General features: G+C 41.9%; 7 protein-coding genes and 1 pseudogene. All 8 read left to right on the forward strand.

The window, feature by feature from the left end; genetic code table 11:
- Positions 1-8: 8 nt before the first annotated feature.
- The 8 genes and pseudogenes from N5O98_RS17370 to N5O98_RS27610 all read left to right on the forward strand — a co-directional run bounded on the left by N5O98_RS17370 (position 9) and on the right by N5O98_RS27610 (position 14,536).
- Positions 9-1,319, forward strand: a complete 1,311-nt coding sequence (locus tag N5O98_RS17370; RefSeq protein WP_118161371.1) for a SusE domain-containing protein — start codon at positions 9-11, stop codon at positions 1,317-1,319.
- A 28-nt stretch (positions 1,320-1,347) separates the two neighbouring features.
- Positions 1,348-2,913 (forward strand): DUF4874 domain-containing protein, encoded by a 1,566-nt coding sequence (locus N5O98_RS17375; protein WP_004325013.1) that lies wholly within the window; start codon positions 1,348-1,350, stop codon positions 2,911-2,913.
- An 88-nt stretch (positions 2,914-3,001) separates the two neighbouring features.
- The gene (locus N5O98_RS17380) at positions 3,002-5,329 is read left to right on the forward strand and encodes a beta-galactosidase (RefSeq protein ID WP_022199121.1); all 2,328 of its coding nucleotides are present in this window, start codon (positions 3,002-3,004) and stop codon (positions 5,327-5,329) included.
- Positions 5,330-5,396: 67 nt separating this feature from the next.
- The gene (locus tag N5O98_RS17385; protein WP_004309819.1) at positions 5,397-7,532 is read left to right on the forward strand and encodes an alpha-N-acetylglucosaminidase; all 2,136 of its coding nucleotides are present in this window, start codon (positions 5,397-5,399) and stop codon (positions 7,530-7,532) included.
- A gap of 168 nt (positions 7,533-7,700) precedes the next feature.
- Positions 7,701-8,264 carry an RNA polymerase sigma-70 factor gene (locus tag N5O98_RS17390; RefSeq protein ID WP_004304646.1) on the forward strand — a complete coding sequence of 188 codons (564 nt, stop codon included), beginning with the start codon at positions 7,701-7,703 and terminating at the stop codon, positions 8,262-8,264.
- A gap of 126 nt (positions 8,265-8,390) precedes the next feature.
- Entirely contained in the window at positions 8,391-9,425 is a 1,035-nt protein-coding gene (locus N5O98_RS17395) for a FecR family protein (protein ID WP_004309818.1), read from the forward strand.
- A gap of 112 nt (positions 9,426-9,537) precedes the next feature.
- A complete protein-coding gene (locus N5O98_RS17400; protein ID WP_032855968.1) occupies positions 9,538-12,753 on the forward strand; it encodes a SusC/RagA family TonB-linked outer membrane protein in 3,216 nt (1,071 codons plus the stop codon).
- A gap of 31 nt (positions 12,754-12,784) precedes the next feature.
- Positions 12,785-14,536, forward strand: a pseudogene (locus tag N5O98_RS27610) (RagB/SusD family nutrient uptake outer membrane protein).
- The last annotated feature ends 22 nt before the right edge of the window (positions 14,537-14,558 follow it).

Consider the following 14,558-nt stretch of genomic DNA (forward strand, 5'->3'; position numbering starts at 1 on the left):
ATAGCATTATGAAACATTTATTATATAGTCTATTAGGAATCTTGTTGCTTGCCGGATGTAAGGAAGACAAGTACAATGTAATCATTCCGATGTCGGATATTTACTTGAGCGCGCCTCAAGATGGAGCGATCATTGATTTGAATGATTTATCGATTGAGAAATATAGTTTCTCTTGGGAGAAACCTCTGGAAAATGGAGCAAAGCTACTTATTTGTACTGACAGGAAATTCAAAGAACCGGTGATAATTGATGCAGGAAAATCGACTTCTGTTGCGATATCTGCACTGACTGCCGATCAGAGTTTTTCTCAATTGGGAATTAAAGCGGGGCAGGAAGCGGTACTGTATTGGACAGTCAAAGAAACCGGTAATATAACCGCAGCAGCTTCGGAAGCACGCACCATTCGGGTGAAACGTATGACTAGCAAATTAGTGCAGCCGGAAGATTTGACTAAGATTTCTTTGGCTGAAAATGCCCCGGAGACTGCTGTGCAGTTTGAATGGGATACCCAGGAATGGCCTGAATCTACCTCGTACTCGCTTTGTTTCTCACTGGATCCTGAAATGAAACAGACGGTTGCCGAACATAGTGTGGGAGTTGTGAATGGTAAATCATCATTGACTCATGAAGAACTTCAGGCACTGCTCGATAAACTTTCTATCAAACGTTGGACTTCCAATTCTGTGTATTGGAATGTGAAGACTGATGATGGGCAATGGGTGTCACGTTCTTCCGGAGTACTGAATATGACAGAAATGATGCGCTTCATAGATGTTCGTGGAGATGAAAAGATTACTTATCGTGTTGTTCGTATATTTTATAGTGACAAAACATCATTGGTTTGGTTGGCAGATAACCTGTGCGCAACTAAATATGCTGATGGTACAGATATTGAAGCGAATAATTTCAAAAAGACACCTGCATCGCTCGGAGAAGGTAGAGTGAAAGCCTATGGAGTGCATTATCATTACGATATTCGTGATAAGATAGCACCTAAGGGATGGCGTTTGCCGACCATACAGGAATATAAGAATTTGTTTGCAGAAGCCGGAACTGCCGAAGGTCAATGGAATGTATTGAAAGATCCTGAATATTATGAATCAGTAAAAGGACAGGCGCATTTGAACGACTGGAAATTCAATTTGTGTGCTTCCGGTCAATGGAGCGGTGATGCAATCACTAATCATACCGGACCGTACTGTTATCTGTTGGTCACTGATGATATGTCTCATCAATGTATTCTTCATGATGGAGGGGCAACATTGTGGAGTCCTTGGACAACCGGTGCTCCTGCACGTTTTATCTACAATGAAAATTAATCGGGTGAAAATTAAAAGTATATCAATCATGTTAATCAATATAAAGAAAACTATGACCATATTATCTACCTTATTATTAGGTATTATGTGTAGCTTTTGTTCTGATACAATAGATGTATATGCGGGACAATATGGAGAAGAAGACGGAACGAGTGAACCGGAAACTCCGGAGGTAACAGGAAATATTGTACCGATCGAGTCGCTAAGGAATCCCGATAGGGGATTCCACTTGGAATGTAATTTGCTTGCCGACCAAATGAAAAGTCCATATAATGATTATGAGGTTTATGGCAATGATTTGTATACGAAGAAAGTAGAGCAATTTGATGCAAAGGACGACAACCTGACTCTTGTACAGCAATATATCTACTTAACTAACTGGGTGAGTAAAGACCTGGATGCTGAAGCTCTGTCGAATATCCGCAAGATATTCGAGTTGATGAAAGCGCAGGGGTATAAAGCCATTCTTCGTTTTGCATACAATCACGCCGGACTGAATACTTCCGGTGGCGAATCCAAACAATGGATTCTTCGGCACATCGAGCAACTTACTCCTCTTTTGAATGAATACATTGGACAAATTGCTACCATGCAGGTTGGTTTTATCGGTGCTTGGGGAGAGTGGCATACTTCTCCGTTGATGAATGACCAGAGTGCGAAGAATGCAATCGTCAGTGCTTTATTGAGAGCCTTGCCTGCACCTTATTGTGTAGAAATGCGTTATCCGAATCATAAGAAAGCGTTGACACTGGAACAGGAAGGATCTCGTGGACGCATCGGATATGCGAATGATTATTTTACAGCCGGCGAACATCCGCTTGCACCGGGCAATGACTTTGTTCCTAATACGGATGATTACAAGCAGATAACGGAAGAGGTGAAAGTGAACAATTTCTATATGAGTGGTGAGATCCCTTATAATGAGGATACAGAATGGGGATTGGCAGAGTTGATTAGTCCGATAAAATCACTGCGTATTTTGCGCGAACACCGTTACTCGGCATTTGATGTGACGCAAAACTATGATTTGAATATCATGAGTTGGAAACGGGTAAAGGTAAATCCCGCTTTATTAAATGATAATCACATTCTGTTTGATGAGAGTTACTTCAAAGATGAGGAGGGCAATGAAGTTGTCCGTTCATTCTATGATTTTGTACGCGACCATTTGGGCTATCGTCTGAATCTTCAAAGTGAATCGAAAGTAGAAGCAAAAGGTGGAAACTTGGAATACGATCTGACGATTACAAATACCGGTTTTGCTACGGTGATTAATCCGAAAGAGGTATATCTCGTATTGGTTTCCGAAAGCGGCCAGGTAGTGAAAGAATTCAAACTGGATGTGGATCCTAAAACCTGGATTCCGGCTACCGAACAGGAACCGAATCAGGCTGCGAAATACACTATCAAAGGAAGTGTGGCAGCCGGTGTGAGCGGAACCTATAAAGTGGGAATCTGGATGCCCGAAAAAGTAGCCGATTGGAAATACAATTCGGTATATGCCATTAAGTTTGCTAAAACAGAGAATGTGACTCATTGGTATGATGATGCAGACAAATATGCCGTGAACCTGTTCGGAACAGTTACATTCTAAAAATAAATTGATGAATACTTCCGACCGTATAGAACAGATCTCATGTTGCGGTCGGAGTATTTGAAACTCACATCTTATTTGAATGAAGATGAACAAAAATCATAAAACCGTACTTGTTATACTTAACATCATAGTATCATTTCTAATTTCATCCTGTTCCTCCCCCAAGGAACAGGTTAGAATAGGAAATGGTACTTTTACTATCGAGGGAAAGGATATTCAGTTGATTTGTGGAGAAATGCACTATCCCCGCATTCCGCACGAGTATTGGCGCGACCGCCTGAAGAGAGCGCGTGCGATGGGTCTGAATACGGTGTCTGCCTACGTCTTCTGGAACTTCCATGAACGTCAGCCGGGAGAGTTTGACTTCAGTGGACAGGCTGATATTGCGGAATTTATCCGTACGGCACAGGAAGAGGGACTGTATGTGATTCTTCGTCCCGGTCCGTATGTATGTGCAGAATGGGATTTCGGAGGTTACCCGTCGTGGCTGCTGAAAGAAAAGGATATGACTTATCGCAGTAAAGATCCGCGTTTTCTGTCCTATTGTGAACGATATATCAAAGAGCTTGGCAAACAACTGTCTCCTTTGACCATCAATAATGGAGGTAATATTATTATGGTGCAGGTGGAGAATGAATATGGATCGTATGCAGCGGATAAAGGGTATCTTGCCGCTATCCGCGATATGATTAAAGAAGCAGGGTTCAATGTTCCGCTATTTACCTGCGACGGTGGTGGACAAGTGGAAGCCGGACATACTGAGGGCGCACTGCCTACATTGAACGGAGTGTTTGGTGAAGATATATTCAAAGTGATAGATAAGTATCAAAAGGGCGGTCCCTATTTTGTAGCGGAGTTTTATCCGGCCTGGTTTGATGAGTGGGGCAGACGACATTCCTCTGTTGCTTATGAACGTCCCGCCGAACAGCTGGACTGGATGTTGAGCCACGGTGTTTCTGTCAGCATGTATATGTTTCATGGTGGTACAAACTTTGAGTATACCAATGGAGCCAATACCGGAGGCGGTTATCAGCCCCAGCCCACAAGCTATGATTATGACGCTCCCTTGGGTGAATGGGGAAATTGTTATCCCAAATATCATGCATTCAGGGAAGTGATTCAGAAATACCTGCCTGCGGGAACAGTACTGCCGGAAGTTCCAGAAGATAATCCGACTACCACTTTTGCAACAGTCGAATTAAAGGAGAGTGCTTCATTGAGAACTGCATTTCATCAGACTACCCAGTCCGAAAATGTGCTGTCGATGGAAGATTTGGGAGTTGATTTCGGATATATTCATTATCAGACCACACTTCAAAAAGCGGGAAAACAGAAACTTGTCATACAGGATTTGCGTGACTATGCTGTGATCCTGATAGATGGTAAGCAGGTAGCCAGCCTGGATCGTCGTTACAATCAGAACAGTATGACCTTGAATGTGTCGAAGACACCTGCCACACTGGAGATTCTGGTAGAAAATACCGGACGTGTCAACTATGGCCCCGATATACTGTTTAACCGGAAAGGTATCACCAGCCAAGTTTTGTGGGGAAATGAAAAGTTGACCGGATGGTCTATTACTCCATTGCCTCTGTATAAAGAAAAAGTTTCGGAAATGGAGTTTGGCGAAACCATCAAAGGCGTTCCTGCTTTCCATAAAGGAACGTTTACAGTAGAGAAGAAAGGTGATTGCTTTGTGGATATGAGTCAATGGGGCAAAGGTGCTGTCTGGGTAAATGGCAAATCTCTGGGACGTTTCTGGAATATCGGCCCTCAACAAACACTCTATCTGCCCGCTCCATGGCTGAAAGAGGGAGAAAATGAAATTGTAGTGTTTGAAATGGAAGATACGGGTAAGCGTGTTTTGCAAGGATTGAATCAACCCATTCTGGATAGTTTGGGTATTGATAAGAATTATCAGAAAGGCCAGCGTCGTGCAGTGGTAGGCACTCCGATTCTGGAAGACGGTGATCTTGCATTAAAAACTACTTTGCAGGAGACTAATGAGTGGCAGTCATTCGATTTACCGGTTGCGACTACTCTTCGCCACTTCTGTATAGAGACTCTGTCTTCCTACACAGAGGATAATCAGGCCTGCATTTCGGAAGTGGAACTGATAGATGATAAGGGACAGCCGATTGACAAAACTAAATGGGAAGTCGTTTATGTAAGCAGCGAACAAGCTGATAAGAACTTGGGAATAGCAGAAAACCTGTTTGATGGAGATATCTCTTCTTTCTGGCATACGAATGCGGCTGTGGAGTCTAACCATCCTCACCGGGTTATTATAGACCTGAAAGAAATTTATAAGGTTTCGGCTTTTCGCGTGAAAGTTCGTAAAGGTTCATTCTTATCAGGAAAGGTGAAAGATATAAATATATATGGTCGTCCACAATTCTTCTTATTTCATTGAATAAAACGTAGTAAATAGATAAAATACGACTCTTAATTATTATATTTGACAAACTGTAAATAAAACTATGTATACACGTCTTTTATTCATTCTATTATTGGGGGCTACATGGATGTGTAGCTGCCAAACCGAACAGTCTCCTGTCAATACATTGGCAGATCGTGTGACGGAAGGTACTTCGAAAGATCGAATTCTTTTTCGGATGATTGCTGATGAAAACAATCCGTTAAAAGATTATTTTGAAATATCTTCTGAAGACGGTAAAGTGCTGATAACCGGAAACTCTGATTTGTCTCTGGCTACGGGGTTGAACTGGTATCTGAAATATGTAGCCGGTATTCATCTTTCCTGGAATAATCTTTCGCAGAAGTTACCGGAAATACTACCGCTTCCACAAGAAAAGATACGTAAGGAGACATCCATGCAGAACAGATATTATCTGAACTATTGCACTTATTCTTATTCCATGGTTTTCTGGGATTGGGAGCGTTGGGAAAAAGAAATAGACTGGATGGCAATGCATGGCATCAATATGCCTTTGAGCATCACCGGAATGGAGGTGGTCTGGTACAATTTGCTGAAACGTTTGGGATACACAACAGAAGAAGTCAATGAATTTATTTCCGGCCCGGCCTTTATGGCTTGGTGGCAAATGAATAATCTGGAGGGTTGGGGTGGACCGAATCCCGATAGCTGGTATCAGCAACAAGAAGCGCTTCAGAAGAAGATCGTAGCCCGTATGCGGGAGTTGGGTATTGAGCCTGTATTCCCCGGATATGCTGGAATGGTTCCCCGTAACATCGGTGAAAAACTCGGTTATCAGATTGCTGATCCCGGTAAGTGGTGCGGATTCCCCCGTCCGGCTTTCCTTTCTACGGAAGATGAACACTTCGATTCTTTTGCCGCTATGTATTATGAGGAATTGGAGAAACTCTATGGAAAAGCCAACTATTACAGCATGGATCCATTTCATGAGGGAGGTAACACGGAAGGAGTAGACTTGGCGAAAACCGGTGCTTCCATTATGGCAGCTATGAAGAAAGCCAATCCGGAGGCTGTTTGGATTATTCAGGCCTGGCAGGCAAATCCTCGGGAAGAAATGATTGCTTCTCTTAATCAGGGAGATTTGCTCGTTTTAGATTTATATAGTGAGAAACGTCCCCAATGGGGAGATCCGGATTCCATGTGGTATCGGGAAAAGGGCTTTGGCAAACACGACTGGCTTTATTGTATGTTGCTGAATTTTGGAGGTAATGTTGGTTTGCACGGCCGGATGAATCAGCTGGTGAACGGGTATTATGATGCTTGTGCACACACTAATGGGAAAATGTTGCATGGAGTAGGAGCAACCCCGGAGGGCATAGAGAATAATCCGGTGATGTTCGAACTCCTTTATGAACTTCCTTGGCGTGAAGAACGCTTTTCTTCCGATGAATGGTTGCAGACTTACTTGAAAGCTCGTTATGGCAGAGAAGTTTCACCGGAAATAATGGAGGCTTGGCGTGCATTGGAATACACCGTTTACAATGCTCCGAAAGATTATCAGGGTGAAGGAACCATTGAGTCTTTGTTATGTGCCCGTCCGGGTTTCCATCTGGATAGAACTTCCACTTGGGGATATTCCAAACTATTTTATGCTCCCGATTCTACTGCAAAGGCAGCCCGGCTATTTACTTCCGTTGCCGACCAGTATAAAGGAAACAACAATTTTGAGTATGACTTGGTAGACATCGTACGTCAGAGTAATGCCGATAAAGGAAATGTGTTACTTGAAGAAATATCACAGAGCTATGACCGAAAGGACAAAGAGGATTTCCGCAAACAAACACAGCAATTCCTGGACTTGATATTGGCACAGGATCGTTTGTTATCTACCCGGAAAGAATTTTCCGTTTCCTCTTGGTTGAATGCAGCTCGTTCTCTGGGAACTACAGAAGAAGAAAAGCGATTGTACGAATGGAATGCTTCCGCATTAATCACAGTCTGGGGAGATAGCATTGCTGCCAATCAAGGCGGACTACATGATTATTCGCATCGGGAATGGAGTGGACTTTTGAAAGACTTGTATTATCAGTGTTGGAAAGCCTTCTTTGAGCAGAAACAGGCGGAGCTGGATGGGAAGCCTGCAGGACAGGAAATAAACTTCTATGGGATGGAGAAAGCCTGGGCAGAGAAGAGTAAGGCACAGACATTGAAGAACTAAATAAAAGCAAGTGATATATAAGTAATATGCACGTAATATATAGCCGGGTATGAAATATTATCCGGCTATATTTGTCTTAGAACCCTTTCATAAAGAATTTCTAATTTCATTGCTAATAGGAAAATTCTTATATTTGCTGCAACTAATACTTAAACACAATAGTTGCAAATGGAATTTACAGAAGAGCAAATACTGTTGAGAGCTTTGTCACGAGGAGATGAGAAAGCTTTTGAGGTTTTGTTTATGCGTTATTTCCCGAGAGTGAAACGTTTTATATCCGGTTTGCTTCAGGATGATATAACGGCCGAGGACTTTGCACAAGATATTCTCCTCAAACTATGGCAGAAGCGTGAGGAGATGGCAAAAATCGAAAATCTGAATGCCTACCTTTATCGGACTTCCCGGAATGCTGTGTACCAGCATTTACGACATATACTTTTGGTGAATGAATATGGAGAAAAGCAACAGGAGAATCTTTCCCGTCAGCAGAATGAGGGTGCGGGAAACATCGAAGAAAATATGTTTGCTGAAGAATTACTGTTGTTGATACAGCATACGGTAGAGCAAATGCCCGCCCAACGAAAAAGAATTTATGAGATGAGCCGTAAAGAAGGCAAAAACAATGATGAGATAGCGCAACTGCTTGCAATAAACAAACGGACTGTAGAAAACCATCTCACACAAGCATTGGCTGATATCCGCAAGATGCTGAAGCACTTTTATCTTTTCTAAATAAAACCACTTCCTATTGACAAAAACTCTTCTTTTATTCTCCTTTCTCAAAAAAAGTAGAAAAAATAGCTTTTAGACTGTGTGTGTATTCTATCTCGTGCATCTTATTAATAAACGGATAAAATCATGAAGAAGAAAAGCATATCAGAACTAATACATTTTTTTGTTCGCCATCCCCTGCAAAACTCCTTGCAGATGAAGTTTTGGCGTTGGCTGGTTTCTCCTGCTGATGCAGAAGATAAAGAAGAAGCTATACAGGAAGAGTGGATGAATATCATCGCTGAACCTGATGAGGCTACCCGGCGTTCATGGTATGAGGTCCGGCGTAAAGCGGGACTTGCAAATCCGATAATAAAACCGCATTGGGAAATCAAACCACTTCTTCGCATTGCTTCTATGATATTAATCCCCTTATTTTCAGTGCTATTATCGTGGTATTATATAAATGATTATACTGATTCTTGCAAATTGGTAGAATATATTGTTCCCATGGGTGAACGGGGAGAATTGACTTTGCCGGATGGGACAAAGGTACAGATCAATTCGGAGAGCAGTATCATTTACCCGAAAAGCTTTCGAGGCGATACACGTACTGTTTATCTTTCCGGAGAGGCGAATTTTGATGTCCATAAGGATAAGAAACATCCGTTTATTGTCAAGACATCTTTGTTATCAGTTCGTGCTTTAGGTACGAAGTTTAATATACAGGCATATTCGGAAGACAGGAAAACGACTACAACTCTTGAAAATGGAAAAGTGCAAATCAATAACCTGCTGGCACCAGACAGCTGTTTTATTCTTACTCCCGGTGAACAACTTGAATACAATCACCTGACTAAGAATTATGAAAAACGAAAAATAGATGTGATGATGGCTTCCGGTTGGACACGTGGTGAATTGAATTTTGTCGATTGCCATCTGGAGGATATTCTGAACACATTGGGACGACATTATAATGTAGAAATAAAGGCAGAACCGCATTTATACACAAATGATTTATATACCATTAAGCTTAGAAAGGGCGAACCTCTTCAAGCAGCAATTCATATTGTAACAATGACCGTCGGAGGTATGGAAAGCAAGGTCACAGACAATAAGGTTGTGATACTGACAGCTGCTTCACCGGCGAATAAGAGTAAGAAAGGAGGTACCCATCCATAAAAAGGTTGGACAAAACTGATCCTTTTGTCCAACCCGAAATAAATACCGTTATCATTTAAAATTTTAGGAAATAGTGAACCTTAAATGTAGTATTCATTTAATATACAAAAGTATGAATTTTAATTCTTATTTTACTATAAAACATACCAGTAATTTGCGTATTTTATTGTTAACCTTATTCTTTATAGTCCCTTTGGGTACTATCTATGGGCAGAATCAGTTGATTACTATTGCCGGAAAAAACATAACTTTGTTGAAAGCTTTTGATGCTATTGAAAGTCAGACTCAATTAAGCATTACTTATAGTCGGACTAAAATAGATGTGAATCGGACATTGAGTGTTGATTTTAAGAAACAAAAACTCTCTATTGTTTTGGATAAGTTGCTCGCGGGAACGGGGTTTACTTACAAGATAGAAAAAGGGTATATCGTTCTGGTTCCCGTACCGGTAAAACAAGAGCAAACGGAAGCAACTTCGAAAAAGATACAAGGAGTGATTGTAGATACGAATGGAGATCCGGTGATTGGTGCCAGTATTCAGGAGAAAGGAGTGGTCGGGAAAGGTACAGTTTCTGATTTGGATGGAAAATTTAACCTGTCAGTTGCGTCAAATGCTGTATTACTGATTTCATATATCGGTTTTCAGTCTCTTGAAGTAAAGGTGGGAAATCGGACAAGCTTGTCTTTGGTATTAAAAGAAGATCATCAGTTGCTGGATGAAGTAGTCGTTATCGGTTATGGAACAATGGAGAAACGTGCTGTGACCAGCTCCATTACTTCCATATCTTCAAAAGATTTAGTGACTGGATTGGGAGGCTCTACCATTGCGACTGCTCTGAAAGGAAAAATCTCCGGTATGAATGTTTCCGAAACTTCCAGTCCGAATGCCTCTGCTAGTTTCCAGCTTCGTGGGGTAGCTTCCATCAATGCTTCTTCTTCCCCTTTGATTGTGATAGACGGAATTCCTGGTGGTGATTTGCGTTCTATCAGTCAGGAAGATATTCAATCCATTGATGTTTTGAAGGATGCCTCTGCAGGTGCTATTTACGGAACAAGGGCAGCTGGTGGTGTCATTCTCGTGACTACCAAGAAAGCGAAAGAAGGTCCTATCACATTATCATATACAGGCGAGCTGTCCACCGAACAAGTTTCCAGAAGACCACAGGTCCTGGATCGCGATGCTTTCGCGAGGTTCGGTGTAGGAACAGATTTGGGAGCGTCTACCGATTGGTACGGTGAACTTTTAAATGAGGGAGCACTTTCCCAGCGCCATGTTGTCACCCTTTCGGGAGGGGGACATACAGCCAGAATATATGCCACTATTATGGCACAGGATCAGAAAGGTATTGCGATAGGCGATAATCGTAAAGACTATTCGGGGCGTATCAATGCAAACTTTAATCTTCTCAATGACTTGCTGGAAATAGGCTTACATACAGAATATCGTGAAGCACATCGGGATCAGCGGAGCAGTAGTTCCTGTTTCGACATGGCATTGAAGATGAATCCAACGGAACATGTTTATGATAGTACTAGTGAAACAGGCTATAATGTATTGGTTGGTGGTAGTGAATATTACAATCCATTAGCGGAAGTTATGCTCAAGCAGACGGATAATGTTGATAAATGGCTCAAGGCGGATGCTACGGTAAAGCTCAATCTGCCTGCCGGATTTTCGGCACAAGCCACTCTCGGCTGGGAAGATCGCCAGTATCAACAGACGCATTATGTATCCGCATTACACAGAACGTCTTTGAATGGAAGTTATAAAGGAAAGGGATTTCACGGATATAGTAAAACAGTCAATGTTTCTTTTGAACCTACCATTAATTTCATGCGTGTTTTTGCAGATGACCATACAGTCAGTGCGGTGGCCGGATATAGCTATTGGGAAAACAATTCTGAAAATTTTGATATGTCTAACTACGATTTCCCTGTGGATGGAGTAGGAGCTTGGGATATGGGAACAGGCAGCTGGCTTTCTGATGGAAAAGCAGCTATGTCTTCTCACAAATATCCTCGTGAACGTCTTATCTCCTTCTTTGGTCGGGCGAATTATAGCTATAAAGATCGCTATATGGTTACCGGAAGTGTTCGTCATGAGGGATCTTCCAAATTTGGAAAGAATCATCGCTGGGGAACATTCTGGGCTGTATCAGGTGGATGGCGTATATCCAATGAAGCCTTTCTGCATGATGTCAGTTTTCTTGATGACCTCAAAGTACGTGTCGGTTATGGTGTGACGGGAAATAACAATTTCTCTGCAGGAGCATCCACAGCCATGTACTCCTCCAATTCAATGTGGCCTTATAACGGTACATGGATCACTTCTTATGGACCGGCTCGTAATGTCAATAATGACTTGCATTGGGAAAAGAAAGCAGAGCTTAACATCGGTTTGGATTATGCGTTTCTGAATAACCGGCTTTTTGGAAAGTTCGATATATATAAAAGAAGAGTTTCCGGAATGTTATACAATATCAGTGTACCCAATCCTCCCGCCGTTTACGAGAAAACGACCATGAATTATGGTAATCTTGAGAATACCGGATGGGAGTTTGAGATTGGCGGAGTGCCTGTTAAAACGAAAGACTTTAACTGGACAACTACCATGCGTCTATCCCATTCTTCTTCCAAAATTACCTCTTTGTGGGGGAATAATACTTACCAGGATCGTGTAGGATTCCCGTCACCGGGAACGAACGGATCAGCCGGAAGAATTGAAGCAGGAACAAAGATCGGAAGCTATTATATCTGGAAATATGCCGGTATCACGGATAATGGAAGATGGCTTCTGTATGATAAGAACGACAATGTGATTCTTAGCGATAAGAAGACCTATGATGACAAGCGGTACATCGGTAATGCTATTCCTGCATTGATGGTATCATGGGATCATACCTTCACTTACAAGAACCTCTCTTTAGGTATCAACCTGCGTAGCTGGATCGATTTCGACGTGTTTAATACCATAAATATGTACTATGGACTTTCTGAAGTAGCAGGCCAGAACGTTCTTCGCAATGCGTACATTGACAACCGGCACATCAAAGAAGTAAAGCAGCTTTGCGATTACTGGCTTGAGGACGGCACTTTCTTAAAGATAGACGCCATTAGTCTGGGATATTCTCTTAACATGAAAAAGTGGCAGAAATATATAGATAAGATTGATCTTTACCTGACCGTCCGGAATGTGGCATGTTTCACGAAATATTCAGGACTTAATCCGGAAGTGAATGTCAACGGACTGGACCCTGGTTATGAATGGTTTAATAATATTTATCCTGAAACTCGTAGATATACCGTTGGTATGAAAATCCAATTCTAATATTAAAGTACCTATAAACTAATAAAATGATATGAGACGAAATATTTTAATCATTATCTCCTTCCTCACCCTTCTGGTGTCATCCGGTTGTACAAATCTGGATGAGAAGTGGTATTCCGAAGTCACTCCGGACACTTATTTCACGTCTAAGGAAACTGTTTATTCTTTCTTGGTACGCTCTTTCACACATTGGCGTTGGTTTCACGGATTCGACCGTGCCACTCTTCAAGAATGTACAACAGATGAGATGTGTGTCACACAAAAAGGAATACATTACAATGATGTCAGATATTCCCAACTGCAGCATCACGACTGGACACCTCTTCACCCCAACAACGAAGAAACCTGGCGTGGGGTAGGCATGGGAGTGGCAATGGCTTTAGCTTGTAAGGAAGACTTATCCGGTGTGGATTATGTATCACTGGGCATGACGGAAGAATTGAAAGCAGATCATCAGATGCAACTTCAGACATTGGTTGCCTATTTTTATCTGCGGGGACTTGATTTCTATGGGGGTATGCCTATTTACCGGCGCTCTACTACCGAGGAAGTTCCACGTTCCACTGCACGCGAAACCTTTAATTATGTGGAAGAACTGTTGCTTGCCGCTATTCCCAAATTAGAGAAAAAAAGAGCAGATATGCTGGAAGAAGGCTATTTACGTCAAGGAACTGCCGCCGCCCTTCTTGCTCAGTTATATTTTAATGCGGAAGTCTACATGGGAGAGAACCGTTTTGCTGAATGTGCGCAGGTCTGCCAGGATCTATTAGATGGCAAATACGGTTATTACGAATTGGAGGAAGACTGGTTCGGTCCTTTCACTTTCGACAATAATAAATCTAAGGAAGTAATGTGGTCTGTTCAGTCGCAATATGCAAAAGGCACTTTGTTTCAATGGCAGTTCGAACGCTATAATCATTATAATGCAAAGAACTATTTTGATCTAAGCGGCTATTCCTCTACTAATGGTATGCATCTTCAGCCGTCTCTTAAACCCAATGGGGATCCCTATACGGATAAGCTCGGGCGACCCTTTGCCAAATTCAACAATAAAGATCTTCGTAAAAAATTGTACTTGTATAAAGGGAATGGAAAATACGAAGGAATGTTCCTTTATGGAAAATTACAGCGTACATCAAGAAGTGGTACAGAGGTGAAGTGTACGGGACTGTACGAATATCCGGGTGAGGTTCTTGAATTTGTCGATCAGGTGGCACAATTCAAGAAAGTGAAAGATGGAGAATATTCTTCAGTGAATGAGCTTCCCTCCAATATAAGTACTGGGGAAGAGAATTCCGGAATACGTTTGTGCAAACTACCGGTTCCCGACAATATCGACAAAACCATTGCTTTTAATCCGGATTATCCGGTTATTCGTTTTGCTGAAATCTATTATATGCTTGCTGAATGTAAATATAGAAGCGGCTATAAAAAAGAAGCAGCCAATCTTTTCAATGAAGTGCGTAAACGCAATTTCGAGAATAAAGCCGATCCTGATCCGGTGACCGAAACGAATATCGACAAGTACCGGATTCTTGATTAGTGGATGGTCGAGTTTCTGGGTGAACAGCGTCGTCGTACCGATCTTCGTCGTTGGGGGTTGTATACAACAGGTTCTTGGTGGGATCATAAACCTACTAACGACGATCATTATGAGCTTTTTCCTATTCCGGAAAAGTCAATTTCTGTCAGCAATGTCTTGAAGCAAAATCCGGGATACGGAGGCGGCAATGAAATGACTAAAGAAGAAGCCGGTATCTATAGTGTGAAACAAATCGATTAATCAACTATTAAAGAATAATATA

Source organism: Bacteroides sp. LFL-34 (assembly GCF_027257075.1).
Classification (GTDB): Bacteria; Bacteroidota; Bacteroidia; order Bacteroidales; family Bacteroidaceae; genus Bacteroides; species Bacteroides ovatus.

Excerpts from the sequence above, each read along its gene's own strand:
- N5O98_RS17370 (WP_118161371.1), top strand. The coding sequence starts at position 9 with ATGAAACATTTATTATATAGTCTATTAGGAATCTTGTTGCTTGCCGGA.
- N5O98_RS17375 (WP_004325013.1), top strand. The coding sequence starts at position 1,348 with ATGTTAATCAATATAAAGAAAACTATGACCATATTATCTACCTTATTA.
- N5O98_RS17380 (WP_022199121.1), top strand. The coding sequence starts at position 3,002 with ATGAACAAAAATCATAAAACCGTACTTGTTATACTTAACATCATAGTA.
- N5O98_RS17385 (WP_004309819.1), top strand. The coding sequence starts at position 5,397 with ATGTATACACGTCTTTTATTCATTCTATTATTGGGGGCTACATGGATG.
- N5O98_RS17390 (WP_004304646.1), top strand. The coding sequence starts at position 7,701 with ATGGAATTTACAGAAGAGCAAATACTGTTGAGAGCTTTGTCACGAGGA.
- N5O98_RS17395 (WP_004309818.1), top strand. The coding sequence starts at position 8,391 with ATGAAGAAGAAAAGCATATCAGAACTAATACATTTTTTTGTTCGCCAT.
- N5O98_RS17400 (WP_032855968.1), top strand. The coding sequence starts at position 9,538 with ATGAATTTTAATTCTTATTTTACTATAAAACATACCAGTAATTTGCGT.